This is a genomic window from Sulfitobacter sp. IGS-18, assembly GCF_059628195.1.
In genome coordinates this window covers 2,585,243-2,602,626 of record NZ_CM184556.1, presented here as the reverse complement: position 1 = coordinate 2,602,626, position 17,384 = coordinate 2,585,243, and the positions used below count along the sequence as shown (strand labels likewise).

The window sequence follows — 17,384 nt, the reverse complement described above, 5'->3', positions numbered from 1 at the left end:
AACGCCCGGTATTTCAGAACTCGAATATGGGGCCCAGATCTGTCGCGCTTTCAGGTATGGGAAGTTTGAAAATGAGCACGTCTAAAAACCGCAGCCTGACCGGTGACGACATCGCCATTGTCGGCATGTCCGTGAATGTCCCCGGTGCCGCCAGTGTTGACGCCTATTGGGCGAACCTGCGCGATGGGGTGGAAAGCATCCGCCGCCTGTCGGAGCAGGCGCTGCTGGAGGCGGGCGAAAGCCCCGAAACCATCGCCCGCAAGAACTACGTGCCAGCCGCCGCCGTCCTGGACGGATTCGAGACATTCGATCCAGATTTCTTCGGCTTTTCCCCCAAGGATGCGGCCATTCTCGATCCCCAGCACCGCAAGTTCCTCGAAGTGGCATGGGAAGCGATGGAACAGGCGGGCCATCCGCCTGAAACGATTCCCGGCGACATCGGGGTCTATGCGGGCTGCGGCATGGGCAGCTATTTCTATTTCAACATCTGCTCCAACCCCGATCTGGTGGACGATGTGGGCATGTTCCTGCTGCGCCACACCGGCAACGACAAGGATTTCCTGTCCACCCGCGTCAGCCATGTGTTCGATCTCAAGGGGCCGTCGATCAACCTGCAAACCGCCTGTTCCACCTCGCTGGTCGCAATCCACTACGCCTGCGCCGCCCTGCGCGCGGGCGAGGTGGACATGGCGCTGGCGGGCGGTGTCACCATCGAACTGCCGCAGGGGCGGGGGTATCTCTTCAAGGAGAACGAAATCCTGTCGCCGGACGGGCATTGCCATGCCTTCGACCACCGGGCGCAGGGCACCGTCTTTGGCTCCGGCGCGGGCTGCGTGGCGCTGCGCAGGCTCAGCGATGCAGTGGCGGACGGCGATCACATCTGGGCGGTGATCAAGGGGTCGGCGGTGAACAACGATGGCGCGGCCAAGGCCGGCTACCTGGCCCCCTCGGTCGATGGCCAGACGGCGGCAATCACGGCGGCGCTGGATGCCGCAGGTGTCGCGGCGCAAAGCATCGGCATGGTCGAATGCCACGGCACCGGCACCTATCTGGGTGACCCGATCGAGGTCGCGGCCCTGACCGAAGCCTACCGGAGCGAGACCGACGCCACCGATTTCTGCCGCATCGGATCGGTCAAGACCAACATCGGCCATCTGGATACCGCCGCCGGGGTCGCAGGCTTTGCCAAGGCCGCGCTGGCCCTGCATCACAAGCAGATCCCGCCCTCCCTGGGTTACGAGGCACCAAACCCCGCGATCCCCTTCGCCGGCAGCCCGTTCCGCGTCAACGACCAGCTGACCGACTGGGCCGCCGGCGACACACCGCGCCGCGCCGCGATCAATGCGCTGGGCGTGGGCGGCACCAATGCCCATGCAATCATCGAGGAAGCACCGGAACGCGCCGCCTCGGACGCCAGCGACTGGCCGTTCCAGCCGCTGGTGATTTCGGGCCATAGCAAGGCGGCACTGGATGCCAATACCACCGCCCTTGTCGCCCATCTGCGCGCCCATCCGGATCAGCCGCTGGCCGATGTGGCCTTCACGCTCAAACAGGGCCGCCGCGCCTTTGACAAGCGCCGGGTGGTGGTGGCCGAAACCGCGGCGCAGGCCGCCGACCTGCTGGAGGCAGGCGATGCCCGCCGCGTCTTTACCCATGATGCGCTGGGCGAGAACCCCGAAGTGGTCTTCATGTTCCCCGGCGGCGGCGCGCAATATGCCGGCATGGCGCGCGATCTTTACGAGACGGAGCCGGTCTTTGCCGAGTGGATGGACCGGGGTCTGGCGCATCTGCAACCGCAACTGGATTATGACATCCGCGCGCTCTGGCTGCCCGACGCCGCCCAGCTGCAGGCCGCCGACGAGACGCTGAAAAAACCTTCCGTGCAATTGCCGCTGATCGCCATCACCGAATATGCGCTGGCGCGGCTCTGGATGTCCTGGGGCGTGAAACCCGCCGCCATGGTGGGCCATTCCATGGGCGAAAACGTCGCGGCCTGTCTGGCAGGGGTGATGACATTCGAGAACCTGATCGACCTGGTCCTGCTGCGCGGACGATTGTTCGACGAGGTGCCCGCAGGCGGCATGCTGTCGATCTCGGCCCCGCTGGCGGTGATCGAACCGCTGCTGGGTGACGATCTGGACATCGCATCGGTGAACGCGGCAGAGCTTATTGCCGTCTCCGGCCCGCAGGCGGCGCTGGATGCCATGCAGCAGCGGCTGACCGGTGCCGGGCTGGACCACCGGCGCATCGCCATCGACATCGCCGCGCACAGCCGGATGCTGGAAGGGATCCTGGATCTCTACCGCGCCTTCCTTGCGGGTATGAACCTGCAGGCGCCGCAGATGCCCTTTGCCTCCAACCGCACGGGCGAGATGATCACGGCACAGCAGGCCACCGACCCCGATTACTGGGTCGCGCAGCTGCGCAATACGGTGAATTTCGCCGATTGCATCAGCACGCTGAGCGCCGCGCGCAAACGGGTCTATCTGGAGGTCGGCCCGGGCAAGGCGCTGTCCTCGCTTGCGATGATGCATCCCGATGTCGGCGTGGGGCAGGTGATGTCGTCGCTGCGGCACCCCGAACAGAAAATCGCCGATGATGTCTATTTCATCTCCGTCTTCGCGCGGCTCTGGGCCTGCGGCGTCACTGCCGACTGGTCGCAGATCTGGGGCGAGGCGCGGCGCAACCGGGTGCTGCTGCCGACCTATCAGTTCCAGCGCGCCCGCTTTTTCATCGAACCCGGCAAGGCGGTCAGCGCCGCTCCTGCGCCCGCGCTGACACGGGCCGATGACATTGCCGATTGGGGGGCGGTGCCCACATGGCGGCCTGCCTTTGCCGATGTGGCAGTCGATGTCCTGGACGATCTGGCGGCAACGCCGCTGACCTGGCTGTTCTTCGCGGATGAGGCCGGGCTTTCCGCCCCGCTGCGCACAAAGCTGCGCGAAGCCGGCCACAGGGTTGTCACCGTGCGCGCGGGCGATGCCTTTGCCAAGACCGGCGAAGACAGTTTCACCCTTGCCGCCGAACAGGGGCGGGCAGGCTATGACCAGTTGATCGCTACCCTGCGCGAGGCCGGGCGGATGCCCGACCGGATCGCGCATTTCTGGCTGACCGATGATCAGGTGGCCCCGCGCCCCGGCTCCAGCACCTTTGACCGCAACATCGAACAGGGTTTCTGGAGCCTGACCTGGCTGGCCCAGGCCATCACCGAGGCAGGCATCGACGCGCCCCTGCATCTGAGCGTCTTTACCACCGGTGCGGCGCAGGTGACGGATGAAGCCCTGCCGCATCCCGAAAAGGCGCTGGTGTCCGGCCCGGTTGGCGTGATCACCCGCGAGGTGCCCGGTGTCACCGCGACACAGATCGACCTTGAAGCGGTGCAGCCCGTGATTGCGCGGGCAGGGTGGTTTGCCAGATCCGTCCCGGCGGTTGCGCAGCCTGACCTCACCAACCGGCTGATCGAGGATCTGATGGCCACGCCCGCCAACCGCATCGGCGCCTTCCGGGGCGAAAAGCGGTTCGAGATGGGTTATAAACCCCTGCCGCTGACCCCGGCGGAGACGGCGCAATTCCGCGATGGCGGCACCTATCTGATCACCGGCGGTTTCGGCGGGATCGGCCAGACATTGGCGGCGGATATCCTGACCCGGCACAAGGCCAATGTGGTGTTGCTGGCACGCGAGGCCATGCCAGAACGCGCGGCCTGGCAGGCCCATATCGCCAGGAACGGCACCGCCGACCGCAGCGCGCGGCGGATGCAGGCGGTGATGCGTCTGGAAGCGATCGCAAAAGCCAAGGGCGGCAGTGTCGAAGTGGCGGGCGGCGATGTGGCCAACCTTGCCCAGATGCGCCGCGTCATCGACGATCTGACAGCGCGGCACGGCGGGCTGACCGGTGTGATCCATGCCGCCGGCGTGCTGGATGACGCCCCGATGCTGGGCAAGAGCGATGCGCAGATGGATGCGGTGCTGTCGCCCAAGGTGCAGGGGCTGCGGGTGCTGGACCAACTGCTGCCCGATGGCGCGCTGGAACTGCTGGTGCTGTTCTCCTCGACCTCGACCGCGACCCGCTCGGCGGGGCAGGTCGATTACGTTGCCGCAAACGCCTGGCTCAACGCCTTTGCCGCCGCGCGGCGGGGCGGCAAGACCCGGGTTGTGGCGGTGAACTGGGGCATCTGGGCGGATGTCGGCATGGCGGCCAATGCCCTGCCGGGTGCGGCCAGCGACGTGCTGCCACCGCGCCCCGTGGAGGCGGCGCTGATCAGCACCGCCGGCGCGGATGCGGGCGGCGATCCGGTGTTCACCGCCCCGCTGGGCACCGACCACTGGCTGCTCGACCAGCACCGCACCCGGGACGGGCAGGCGATCCTGCCGGGCACCGGCTACATCGAACTGCTGGCCGAAGCGGCGGCGGCGCAGGGGCTCAGGACCTTTGATATCGAAGACCTCTATTTCCTGCGCGCCATGCCGGTGGCAGAGGGCGAAGCGCGCCAGATGCGGATCACGCTTCAGGGCCGTGGCCGGGGCTTCAGCGCCGAAATGCGCAGCGATTGCCTGTTCGGCGGCAAGCAGGGCTGGCAATTGAACGCCCAGGCCAATCTGGCCCCGCTGGCCGAGGCGCGGCCCCATGCCCTTGACCTCGCAGCCATTTCCGCGCGCTGCGGCACCGTGCAAAAACCGGGCGCGACACGCCTTGTCTCCCCGCAGGAGGCGCATCTGTCCTTTGGGCCGCGCTGGCACGTCCTGCGCGAAACCGCCCTTGGCGCGGGCGAGGGGCTGGCAACACTCGCCCTGCCGGAGGATGCGCGCGATGACCTCAAAGCCGGGCATCTCCTGCATCCCGGGCTGATGGACCTTGCAACCGGCTGGGCCATATCGCTGGTGCCGGGCTATGGCGCGACCCATCTCTGGGTGCCGGTCTCCTATGGGCTGATCCGGGTGCATGGCAGCCTGCCTGCAGAGATCCGCTCGCATGTGCGGCTGGCCTCCGGCAAGGCCAGCGACGGTTTTGCCCGCTTCGACGTCACCCTGACAGACCCGTCAGGCAAGGTGCTGGTCGAGGTCCGCGATTTCGCGATGAAACGCCTTGAGGGCGGCTTCGGCACCACGCCCCTGACCGCCGCCGAAGTCCGCTTTGAGGACGAGACCCGCGACGACACGCCGCTTTCCGCCGCCGAGGAACGGCTGGCCTATCTGGTGTCGCAGGGCATCCGCGCCGCTGAGGGGCCCGAGGCCATGCGCCGCGCGATTGCCCTGAACCGCCCGCAGGTCATGGTCTCCTCGCTGCCGCTGCAAGCGCTGATGGCGCAGGCCGATGTGCCCGCCGTGGCCCCGGTGAAAAGCGGCCAGAGCTTTGAACGCCCGGATCTTGACGGCAGCTATGTCGCGCCCCGCAACGGGATAGAGGAACGTCTGGCCGGGATGTGGGAAAACCTGCTGGGCGTCAGCCCGGTGGGGGTCGAGGACAGTTTCTTTGACCTTGGCGGTCATTCGCTGATCGCCGTGCGCCTCTTTGCCAGCGTCAAACGCACCTTCAAGGTGGAATTCCCGATCTCGGTCCTGTTCGAGGCCCCGACCATCGCGAAATGCGCCGCCCTGATCGCGGCGGAAACCGGCGGCGCCGGAGAGGTGTCGGGTGGTCCCGGTGACGGGGTTGTGGCACCGGAGAAGTTCGAGTTCCTCGTGCCCCTGAACCAGAGCAGCCACAAACAGGCGGCACCGCTTTTCGTGGTGGCGGGGATGTTCGGCAACGTGCTGAACCTGCGGCACATGGCGCTGCCCTTCAGCGCCGAGCGCCGGGTGATCGGCGTCCAGGCCCGCGGCCTGATCGGAGAGACCACGCCCCATGCGACGATCCCCGAGGCGGCAGAGGATTACCTGAACGAAATCAAACGCTTGCAACCCGAAGGCCCCTATCTTCTGGCGGGCTATTCCGGTGGCGGGATCACCGCCTATGAAATGGCACAGCAGCTGCGCGCCGCAGGCGACGAGGTTGCGGTGCTTGCGATGCTCGACACGCCGCTGCCGGTGCGCCCCTCGCTCAACCGCATGGACAAGGCGCTGATCAAACTGGCGGAACTGCGCGCCAAGGGGCCGGGATATCTGATCGAATGGGCGCGCAACCGCTGGGCCTGGGAGATGGAGAAACGCAAGGGCCTGCACAGCCCCGGTCAGGATGCGCCGGGCGCGGAGTTCAACAACCACAAGATTCAGGCGGCTTTCCTCGGCGCGGTCGGCCAGTATCAGACACCTGACTGGGACGGGCCGATGACCCTGTTCCGTCCGCCGCAGGATTTCCACTGGCAGGTGACAAAGGGCAATTGGGTCAGCGCCGAACGCGAATATGTCTTTGCGGACAACGACTGGCGCAAATACGCCCCGCATATGGAGATCATCGAGGTGCCGGGCGATCACGTCAGCATGGTGCTGGCCCCGAATGTGACGGTGCTGGCGCAGGAATTGCGCGAGGTCATCGCAGCGGCGCTGGTGCAACATGATGATGTCCGGGCGACGGCGGCGGAATGATGTCTGATCCCCGCTTGCTTGTCGTGCTGCTGAACTACCGCACCCCGCAGATGACCCTGCGCGCGGCAAAGGCGGCATTGGCCGACATGCCGGAAACGGCGGAACTGGTGATCGTCGACAATGCCTCCGGCGACGGGTCGATGGGCATTTTCGAACAGGCGCTGGCCGACTGGGACCTGGGCGCGCGGGTGCGCCTGATCCTGTCGGGGCGCAACGGCGGCTTCGGGGCGGGCTGCAACATCGGCCTGGCCGAGCAGATGTCGGACGGCAGCGCGCCGGATTTCTTCTATCTGCTGAATTCCGATGCCTTCCCTGATCCGGGCTGCATCGCAACCCTGCTGGACCATATGGCCCGCCATCCGCGCGCCGGGTTCGCCGCCAGCCATGTGCGGGGCGAGGATGATCTGCCCCATACCACCGCCTTCCGCTTCCCTTCCATCGCCGGGGAATTCGAAGGGGCGGTGCGCTTCGGCCCCGTTTCGCGCCTGCTGGCCCATGCCATCGTGGCCCCGCCGCTGCCGGAAAAGACCACCCGGGTCGATTGGGCCGCGGGCGCCAGCGTGATGATCCGCGCCGCGACACTGGAGGAGATCGGCAGGTTCGATGAGACCTTCTTTCTTTATTTCGAGGAAACCGACCTGATGAAGCGCGGCGCGCGTGCGGGCTGGTCCTGCTGGTATGTGCCGGAGGCCAGGGTGGTCCACATCGGCTCCGTCTCCACCGGCATGAAGGAATGGCAGCGCATGCCGGCCTATTGGTTCGCCTCGCGCCGCCATTATTTCATCAAGACCCATGGCCGGGCCTATGCCGCTGCCGCCTGGGGCGCGCGGCTGACCGGTTCGGCGCTGCACGCCCTGCGTTGCGCCCTGACCGGGCGCAACCCGCAGGACCCCGCCTTCTTCACCCGCGATCTCGCGCGGCACGGGCTTGGCCTGCGCAGCGGATCCGGCAGAGCCACAGCCCGTCGCCCCGTTTCGGAGGACAGAACATGACCGCCACCTTCCAGCCCGCCGGTTTCAGCGCGATCCTGATCGGGGATGAGAGCCTGACCATCGCCTGTGGCGACATGATCCTTGCCGGGGGCCATGCCATCACCGCCGTTGTCACACGCGATGCCACTGTGCGCGGCTGGGCCGAGGGGCAGGGGATTGCCACGCTCACAGCCCCCCGCGACCTGCTGGAGGCAGAGGTGAGCGCCGACTGGCTGCTCAGCATCGCCAACCTGCGGATGATCCCCGAGGCGGTGCTGGCCCTGCCCGCAAAGGGCGCGATCAACTTCCACGACGGACCATTGCCCGCCTATGCCGGGCTCAACACCCCCGCCTGGGCCATCATCAACGGTGAGACGACCCATGGCGTCTCCTGGCATGTGATCGAAGGCGGCGTGGACGAGGGCGACCTGCTGGCGCAAAAGATGATCGACATCGCCCCGGATGAAACCGCCTTCACCCTCAATTCGAAATGTTATGCCGCCGGGATGGAAAGTTTTGCCGCGGTGCTGTCGCAGCTTGAGGCGGACCAGCTTGAGCGCAGGCCGCAGGACCTCACCCAGCGCAGCTATTTCGCCCGCGACCAGCGGCCCGGGGGGCAGGGCGTTCTGGACCTGACCCGTCCTGCCGCCGACCTCTCCGCGCTGGTGCGGGGGCTGGACTTCGGGGAGTACTGGAACCCGCTCTGCCTGCCGAAACTGGCGCTGGAACAGGGCATTGTGGTGATCGGCGCGCTTGAGGTCACTGCCCAGACCGCCGCCCCCGGCACGGTGCTGGAACTGTCCCGCAACGCCGTCACCCTTGGCACGGCAACACAGGCCCTGCGCCTGAGCGCGTTTTGCGATTTTGACGGCACGCCCCTTGACCTGACCCAATGGCTGAAGGTGGGCGACGTGCTGCCGATGTCGTCCCTGCCGGATGTTCCGGTCGCGGACGAGGCACATTGGCGCGGGGTTCTGGCGGGCAGTGAACCGCTGAACCTGCTGCTGGCGGCGGCACCCTCCGGCCCGGTGCAACCGGCCTCCCTGCCTCTGACCACCGGCAGCCTGAGCAAGGATCAGATCACCTGCGCCGCAGCCCTTGTCGCGCTGCGCGCTTCCGGCCAGGCGGCGGCGACGCTGGCGGTTGAGGCCGCTGGGACAAGCGCGCTGCTGGCCCCCTGGCTGCCCCTCGCCGTCAGGGCAGAGGATGACACGCCGCTTGCAACCGCTGCCGAGGTCATCGCCAGGGGCATGGACCGCGCGCGCGCGAGCGGCGGCTGTGCCGCCGACCTGGGCTTGCGCGACCCGCAAATCGACCCCGGCGCGATGCCCGACCTTGGCCTCTCCGACAAGGATCTGCTGCTCCCCCAAACCGCCCTCACGGTCAGCCTGTCCGGCAGGCTGCATTACGATGCCGCGCGGGTGACCGGGGAGGCGGCCCGCCTGATTGCCGAGCGTCTGAACACCGCCTTTGCCGCGCTGCCCGATGCCGCCACCTGCGGGGCGCTCTGGGCGCTGCCGGAGGCCGAGGTCGCGCAGATGCTCACCGGCTGGAACGCCACCGACCGCGCCTATGACCGCACCACCCTGCATGCCGCATTCGAGGCGCAGGTGGCCCGCACGCCCGATGCAACCGCGCTGGTGTTCGAGGATCAGACATTCACCTATGCCGCGCTCAATGCGGCGGCGAACCGGCTGGCCCATGCGCTGCTGGCCGAGGGGGCCGGGCCGGGCATGCCCATCGGGCTTTACTGCACGCGGGGGCCCGACCTCATGATCGGGGCGCTGGCGATCCTGAAATCGGGCGGCGCCTATGTGCCGCTGGACCCGGCATATCCGGCTGACCGCATCGCCCATTACATCACCGACAGCGCCGCGCCGCTGATCGTGACGCAGGTGAAGATCGCCGCACAATTGCCTGAAAACGAATCAAAAATCGTGATGGTGGATGCGGATCATGCAGCCATGTCCGGCCACAACCCCGATGCAAGCGCCACGCCGGAGGATCTGGCCTATCTGATCTATACCTCCGGCTCCACCGGCACGCCCAAGGGGGTGATGGTCAGTCACGGCAATGTCGCCAACTTCTTTGCCGGGATGGATGACCGCATCGACCATGACAGCAATTCCGTCTGGCTGGCAGTGACCTCGCTCTCCTTCGACATCTCGGTGCTTGAGCTGTTCTGGACAATCTCGCGCGGCGTGAAACTGGTGCTGACCGGCGACGAAAGCCGCACGCTGGTGTCGAACGGCCCGCTTGCCCGCTCCGCCCAGGCGATTGATTTCAACATCTTCTACTGGGGCAATGACGATGGCGTCGGCCCTGCCAAATACGAGCTGCTGCTGGAAGGCGCGAAATTCGCCGATGCCCATGGCTTCAACGCGGTCTGGACGCCGGAGCGGCATTTCCACGCCTTTGGCGGCCCCTATCCGAACCCTTCGGTCACTGGCGCTGCTGTCGCTGCGGTGACCTCGAACCTCGCCATCCGGGCCGGTTCCTGCGTCGCCCCGCTGCACCATCCCGCCCGCATCGCCGAGGAATGGGCGGTGATCGACAACCTGACCAACGGGCGCGTCGGGCTGGCCATCGCCAGCGGCTGGCAGCCCGATGATTTTGTGCTGCGCCCGGAAAACACACCGCCTGAAAACAAGCCCGCGATGTATGCGGCCATCGACCAGCTGCGCCAGCTCTGGGCCGGGGAAGCGGTTGAATTCCCAAAGAAAGACGGCACGCCCCACGCCGTCATCACCCAGCCGCGCCCGGTCTCGGCCAGGCTGCCGATCTGGGTCACCACCGCCGGCAACCCGCAGACCTGGAAAGAAGCGGGCGAGATTGGCGCCAATGTGCTGACCCACCTGCTGGGCCAATCGGTCGATGAAGTCGCCGGCAAGATCAAGATCTACCACGCCGCCCTGCGCGAGGCGGGCCATGACCCGGCGGATTTCAAGGTGACGGTGATGTTGCACACCTATCTGGCCGAAACCCGCGAAGCGGCCGAAGAGGTCGCACGCGAACCGATGAAGGATTACCTGCGCTCCGCTGCCGGGTTGATCAAGCAATACGCCTGGGCCTTCCCCGCCTTCAAGAAGCCCGAAGGCGCGACCAACCCCTTTGACGTCAACCTCGAAGGTCTCTCCGACGAGGAAATGGACGCGATCCTGGAATTCGCATTCCAGCGCTATTTCAACGACAGCGGCATGTTCGGCACCGTGGCAGATGGGCTTGCCCGCACCGAAAAGCTCAAATCCATCGGCGTGGACGAGGTTGCCTGCCTGATCGACTACGGCATTCCCGTCCGGGATGTGCTGGAAGGGCTGAAACCGCTGGCGCAGGTCCTGGCCGAGGCCAATCGCGGGACCGAACTGGCGGCGGATGATTTCTCCATCGCCGCACAGATCCAGCGCCACGGGGTGACGCATCTGCAATGCACCCCCTCGATGGCGCAGATGCTGGTCATCAACGAAGAGGCGCAGCAGGCGCTGGCCGGGGTCACCCAGCTGATGATCGGGGGGGAGGCCTTGCCCGCTACGCTGGTCGCCGCGCTGCAATCGCATACGCAGGCCAGCATCCAGAACATGTATGGCCCCACCGAAACGACGATCTGGTCAACCACGCAGATGGTGGCGGATGCAACGGAGGTGACCGCCCCCATCGGGACCCCCATCGCCAATACACAGGTCTTCATCCTGGATGACAAGATGCTGCCGCAACCCGTTGGTGTTGCGGGTGAATTGTGGATCGGGGGTGATGGTGTCACCCTCGGCTATTGGCACCGGAAGGAGATGACGGCGGAGCGGTTCGTGGACAATCCTTTTGGTGCCGGCAAGCTCTACCGCACCGGCGATGTGGTCTCCTGGGACGCGGGCGGCTGCCTGCATTTCGCAGGCCGCGCCGATGCGCAGGTCAAGATACGCGGTCACCGGATCGAACTGGGCGAGATCGAAGCGCGTCTGGCGGGCCTGCCGGGCGTCACCCAGGCGGTTGTCATCGCGCGCGATGGCCCCGGTGGTGCGCAGCTGGTCGGCTATGTCACGCCGGAAAACGCCGTGACGGAGGCCGAGGCCAAGGCCGTGTTGACACAGGATCTGCCTGCCATCATGGTCCCAAGTGCCATCGTCGGACTGAACGCCATGCCCTTGACCCCCAACAAGAAAATCGACCGCAAGGCCTTGCCCGCGCCCAAGGCCAAGGCCCGGGCCGCCGCGCCCCGGCCCGGAACGCCGACGGCTCTGGTCGAGGAGGCCGCGCCGCAGGGCAGCGAAGAGACGATCCAGCGCATCGCAGAGGTCTGGACCGGGCTCCTGGGTGTTGCGGACATCCGGGCGGAGGACAATTTCTTTTCCCTCGGCGGGCATTCCCTGCTGGCGGTGCAGGCGCACCGCGACATCAAGGCGGCACTGGGCGGCGTGGCGCTGTCGATCACCGATATCTTCCGCTTCCCGACCCTTGGGGCGCTGGCCGGGCATCTGGACAGGGCCAAGGGTGGCACAAGGCGCAGACGCCCGGTAAAACAGCCGGGTACAGAGGCGCGGCAGGGCGCGGAGATGCGCCCGACGCTGCCGGTTCTTTCGCCCGAAACCGCTGATATCGTTCAGAAACGCCGGGAGATGCGGGCGGGGCGGCGCAAAATGGATGCCTGATGCCACGGCAATCGAACGGGCGGTGCGCGGCCTGTTCGAAGTGCCCCTGGGCCTTGGCCTGACCGATCCCGGCCTGCCGCAACCCCCGGTCTGGCCCGGCGAGGCGGAGGCCATGACCGGGGCAACTCCCGCACGCCGCAATGAATTCGCAGCCGGCCGCGCCGCCGCGCGGATGGCGATGCAGGATGCCGGTTTGCCTGCAAGGGCGGTTCCGGTTCAGGCCAACCGCGCGCCGGACTGGCCGCCGGGGCTGGCGGGCAGCATCACCCATACCGATAAGCTTTGCCTGGCGGTTGTGTCGAACGGCGTCAGATCGCTGGGCCTCGACGCCGAACAGCTTCACAGACTGGATGAAGATATCATTCCAATCATCTGTTCTGAAATGGACATATCGCGTCACGCCGATATTGCGCTGCCGCGCCTTGGCCTGATGATCTTTGCCGCCAAGGAAGCCGCCTACAAGGCGCAGTTTCCGCTGACGGGCCAGCTCTTTGGCTTTGAAGTTCTGGATGTGACATTCGATGTCGCCGGGGGCCGCTTCGACGCGACCTTCCTGCAGCCCATCGGCCCCTTTGCCATCGGCGAGAGCCTGCCGGGGCGCTTTGCCGAAGTGGCCGGGCATCTTGTCACCGGGGTTGCGATTGGGCAACGTGACGGCGAAGGAGCCTGACCCGATGAAACCCGCCACGCGCCGAACTGCCCTAGCGGGGCTGGGAGCCCTCGCGCTGGCGGCGGCTGCAGGGCAGCATCTGCGGACCCGCGACCGGCGACAGGGCGCGGCAGAGGCGGCGGCGCTTTATGCGGTGCCGCTCAACCCGCCAGATGCGGCGCTCAATGTCTATCATCTGGGTCACAGCCTTGTGGGGCGCGACATGCCCGCGATGCTGGCGCAGCTTGCGGGGGCGGGTCATCGCTATCATTCGCAGCTGGGCTGGGGCACCTCCCTGCGCGACCATTGGGAGGAAGACGTGCCCATCAACGGCTTTGCCGAGGAAAACGCCCATGACCGGTTTCGCCCCGCGAAACAGGCGCTGGCCAGCGGCAGCTATGACGCCCTGGTGCTGACCGAGATGGTCGAGATCCGCGATGCGATCCGCTATCACGATGCGGCGGCCTATCTCGCCCGTTGGGCCGGGCTGGCCTGGGACGCCAACCCGCAGACGCGGATCTACCTTTACGAGACCTGGCATCACACCGACGATGGCAATGGCTGGCTGCTGCGCATCGACAGGGATCTGCGCAAATTCTGGCAGGGCCGGGTCAAATACCCCGCGCTGGCCGCGACCGATGCGCCGATCCACCTGATCCCCGCCGGTCAGGTCATGGCGGCCTTTGTGCGCGAGGTTGAGGCCGCAGGCAGCCTCGGCGGCATCACCAGCCTGTTCGACCTCTTTACCAAACGGGCCGATGGCACGCCGGATACGATTCATTTCAACGATCTGGGGGCCTATCTGGTGGCGCTGACCCATTATGCCGTTCTCTATCACCGCGATCCGCGCGGCCTGCCGCATGAACTGATGCGCGCCGACGGGTCGCGGGCCTTGGCCCCCTCGCCGGATGCCGCCGCCGCGATGCAGGCGGTCGTCTGGCAAGTCATCGCGCGCCATCCCGAAACCGGGGTGGCGGCATGAACCTGCTCGGGGTTGCCGCATCGGTCGTGATGGTCGGCCACAGCCTGTTCGGCTCCGATGGGCCGGACATGCTGCAGGAGGCCCTGCGCGCAGGCATGGGCCAGGGCATTGTGCGCGCCCAGATCATCAATGGCGCGCCGCTGAAATACAATTGGGACGAATCCGCCAATGCCGAAGGGATCGACGCGCGCTCTGTCCTGCCGGAGGGCGGCACCACCCACCTGATCCTGACCGAGGCGATCCCGCTGGCAAACCATGTGAAATGGTCAGATACCTATGTCTATGCCCAGGCCTTTGCCGGGCTTGCGGCCTCGGCCAATCCGGATGTGCATATCTACGTGCAGGAAACCTGGCATTCGCTGAAAAGCGGGACAGGCGCGGCAGTGGATCACGACGAAGGGGCCGGCACGCCCTGGCGGGAGCGGCTGGATCAGGATCTGCCGCTCTGGGAAGAGATCGTGGCACAGGTCGCCGCCGCCACCCGCTCGGACAGTGCGCAGGTCGGGCTGATCCCCGCAGGTCAGGCGATGGCGCGTCTTCATGATGAGATCTCGGCAGAGCGGATACCGGGGCTTGCGGATATTTCCGCGCTCTTTGCCGATGACATCCACCTGAATGACATGGGCCATTACTTTGTCGCCATGGTGCAATATGCCACGCTGACCGGGCAGGACCCGCTGGGCCTGCCGGTGGATTTCAGCGACCGCTGGGGGCAGCCCTTCGATACGCCGGACGCGGACCTGGCCCGCCAGCTGCAGCGTGTGGCCTATGAGGCCGTGCAGGCCTATGGCGGCGGGGTGGTGGCACCGGTGCCCCCGGCCAACGGGCAGGCGCGGGCCAGCACCGCCCCTGCGGCCCCCACCGGCCCGCCGGTTCTGCCAGAGGCACCTGCCGCCGATCTGGTCGCGGCAGCGCAGGGGGCGGTCGAAGGCACCAACCGGGTGGCCATCGGCCTTGCCGCCGTCACGGACTGGAGCACCCAGGCTCCGTTCATAGACCTGATGAAGACGGCGCGGCCCTGGCTGGGCCATGAACCCGGCCGCTTCGGGGGCATGGAATACGCCGAGCTGCTGGCGGGCGGGCATCTGGATGAAAACGGCTGGCCGATCCGGCTGCCCCGCAGCCTCAGCTCGATCGGCACCCTGATCCTGACCGACATGCCGCCGGAGGCCGCATCGCTCAAGGGGCGGTATCGTCTGGCCTTTGACGGCAAGGGCGTGATCGAGGTGACGGGACGCGCGGAAAACGTGCGCTATGGCAAGGGCGAAGTGAGTTTTGACTATACCCCCGGTCCCGGCAGCGTGGACATCCGGATCCAGCGGATCAACACCTCCGACCCGCCGCATGACATTTCCGTCGTCAAGGTCGAGAACCTGAAACGCCACGCCGCCGGGCAGCTGTTCAATCCGGCCTGGACGGCGCGGATCGGCCAGTTCAGCGCGTTGCGCATGATGGACTGGATGGAGACCAATGATTCCGCGCTGGCCACATGGGCGGACCGCCCCTTGCCCAGCGATGTGACCTGGGCGGGCGGTGTCCCGGTCGAAGTGATGGTGCAGCTTGCCAATGAGCTTGAGACCGACATCTGGGTGAACATGCCGCATCTGGCGGATGATGATTTCCTGCGCCAGTTCGCGGAACTGGTGAAAGACAGGCTCGATCCCGCGCTGAAGGTCTATGTGGAATTCTCCAACGAGGTCTGGAATTGGCAGTTCGAACAGGCCCGCTGGGCCGATGTGCAGGCCCGCGCGCGCTGGAACGCGCAGGACAAATGGATGCAGTTCTACGGGCTGCGCGCGGCAGAGGTGGCGCGGATCTGGTCCGGGGTCTTTGCCGGGGAAGACCGCGCGCGGCTGGTCAATGTGATCTCCAGCCAGACCGGCTGGCTGGGGCTGGAGACCGAGGCGCTGACCGCCCCGCTGGCGGTGGCAGAAGGGCTGCCAGCCCCGGCAGAGGCTTTTGACGCCTATGCGGTGTCGGGCTATTTCGCGGGCGGGCTTGGCACGGCAGAACGCGCGCCGATGGTCCGCACATGGCTGGAGGAAAGCCGGACACGGGCCGCGGCTGCGGCCAATGCAGAAGGTCTGACCGGTGAGGCGGCAGAGGATTACATCACCGGGCACCGCTTTGATTTTGCCTTTGAACTGGCAGGGCGCGAATTGCGCGACGGGGCGGTCAGCGGTGACGCTGCCGATACGGTCGGTGATCTGATCACCCGCGTCTGGCCCTATCACGCGCAGGTGGCCCAGGCGCATGGGCTGGACCTGATCATGTACGAGGGCGGCAGCCATGTGGTGGGCATCGGCGCGATGGTCGATGACGCGGAGCTGACGGCCTTCTTTCAGGCGCTGAACTATGCGCCGCAGATGGGCGCGCTCTACACCACCTTGCTGGAGGGGTGGAAAGCCCTGGGCGGGCAGTTGTTCAACGCCTATTCCGATGTCTATGCCCCGACAAAATGGGGCTCCTGGGGGGCGCTGCGCCATCTGGATGACGACAATCCGCGCTGGGATGCGCTGGTGGCCTTCCAGTGACCCGCACCAGCATCCTGATCCCGGCCCATGACGAGGCCGCCTATCTGGCCGCCTGCATGGGGGCCTTGCTGGCCTCGGAGGAGGTCGCGGGCGGCGTGGAGGTGATCGTGATCGCCAATGGCTGCACCGATGACACCGCAGAGATTGCCCGCGGCTTTGCCGAACAGGCCGGGTTGAAGGGCTGGCATCTGCAGGTGCTGGAACGGGCCGAGGGCAACAAGCTGGGCGCGCTGAACGCGGGCGAGGCTGCGGCGGCGGGCAGGGTGCTGATCTATCTCGATGCGGATGTGATCGTGTCACCGCCGCTGATAACACAGCTGGCCGAAGTGCTGGACGTGGATGCGCCGCGCTATGCCAGCGGACGGCCACATGTGACGCTGCGCGGCGGCGGGGTCACCGGACCCTACACAAGGTTCTGGCTGACAACACCTTTCATGACGCGCGGTGTGCCGGGCTTTGGCGTCTTTGCCATGAACCGGGCGGGCCGGGCGCGTTGGGGGGACTGGCCGGACATCATCTCGGATGACACCTATGCGCGGCTGAATTTCACCCCCGAGGAACGCGTCGCCGTGCCTGCGACCTATGACTGGCCCATGGTCGAAGGCTTTGCGCGGCTGGTGCAGGTCCGGCGCAGGCAGGACCTGGGCGTGGCCGAGATCGAAAGCCGCTTCCCGGCGCTGATCGCAAACGATGATCCCGGCGCGGGCGCCGTGCCGCTGTGGCGCCGCGCCCTGGCCGACCCGCTGGGTTTTGCCGCCTTTTGCGCCCTGCGCATCGCCATCCACCTGCCGATCCTGCGCAGCAAGAACCGCTGGGCGCGGGGGCGCTGACCGGGGCTTTGACAGCCCTCGGCGCCTTAGGTCGTGTTGACATTCATTGTCGTCCACCCGTTTCAGTCCAAAATTGCTCAGTTCCAGGCAAGAGAGCGCAGGAATAGCCAGCTATTTCAAGCTCTCTTAACGCAGAAATGGGCAATTTTGGCGAAACCCCTACGGGGCGCGGCGGATTTTGCCTCTGCCATCCCGGATGTTCGCTTCCAATGATCACATTGCTGCGCTCACATCAGGGCGCCAGCGGCAAAATC

Annotated in this window: 7 protein-coding genes; all 7 read left to right on the top strand. The window is 66.5% G+C overall.

The window, feature by feature from the left end; genetic code table 11:
* Window positions 1-71: 71 nt before the first annotated feature.
* Genes ACWNZ3_RS12505 through ACWNZ3_RS12475 form a run of 7 tightly spaced genes read left to right on the top strand, consistent with a single transcriptional unit; the run spans window position 72 to window position 17,130 of the window.
* The gene (locus ACWNZ3_RS12505; protein WP_496900137.1) at window positions 72-6,524 is read left to right on the top strand and encodes a type I polyketide synthase; all 6,453 of its coding nucleotides are present in this window, start codon (window positions 72-74) and stop codon (window positions 6,522-6,524) included.
* Entirely contained in the window at window positions 6,524-7,516 is a 993-nt protein-coding gene (locus ACWNZ3_RS12500) for a glycosyltransferase family 2 protein (RefSeq protein ID WP_496900136.1), read from the top strand. The genes ACWNZ3_RS12505 and ACWNZ3_RS12500 overlap by 1 nt, the downstream gene beginning before the upstream one ends.
* Window positions 7,513-12,135, top strand: coding sequence for a MupA/Atu3671 family FMN-dependent luciferase-like monooxygenase (locus ACWNZ3_RS12495; protein WP_496900135.1), 4,623 nt, complete (start codon window positions 7,513-7,515; stop codon window positions 12,133-12,135). The genes ACWNZ3_RS12500 and ACWNZ3_RS12495 overlap by 4 nt, the downstream gene beginning before the upstream one ends.
* On the top strand, window positions 12,128-12,805 hold the full coding sequence (locus ACWNZ3_RS12490; protein ID WP_496900134.1) for a 4'-phosphopantetheinyl transferase family protein: 678 nt from the start codon (window positions 12,128-12,130) through the stop codon (window positions 12,803-12,805). Before ACWNZ3_RS12495 ends, ACWNZ3_RS12490 begins: the two co-directional genes overlap by 8 nt.
* Before the next feature lie 4 nt (window positions 12,806-12,809).
* Complete coding sequence (locus ACWNZ3_RS12485) at window positions 12,810-13,766, top strand: hypothetical protein (RefSeq protein WP_269367409.1); 957 nt, start codon at window positions 12,810-12,812, stop codon at window positions 13,764-13,766.
* Entirely contained in the window at window positions 13,763-16,300 is a 2,538-nt protein-coding gene (locus ACWNZ3_RS12480) for a hypothetical protein (protein ID WP_496900133.1), read from the top strand. Before ACWNZ3_RS12485 ends, ACWNZ3_RS12480 begins: the two co-directional genes overlap by 4 nt.
* On the top strand, window positions 16,297-17,130 hold the full coding sequence (locus tag ACWNZ3_RS12475; protein WP_496900132.1) for a glycosyltransferase family 2 protein: 834 nt from the start codon (window positions 16,297-16,299) through the stop codon (window positions 17,128-17,130). Before ACWNZ3_RS12480 ends, ACWNZ3_RS12475 begins: the two co-directional genes overlap by 4 nt.
* Window positions 17,131-17,384: the final 254 nt, after the last annotated feature.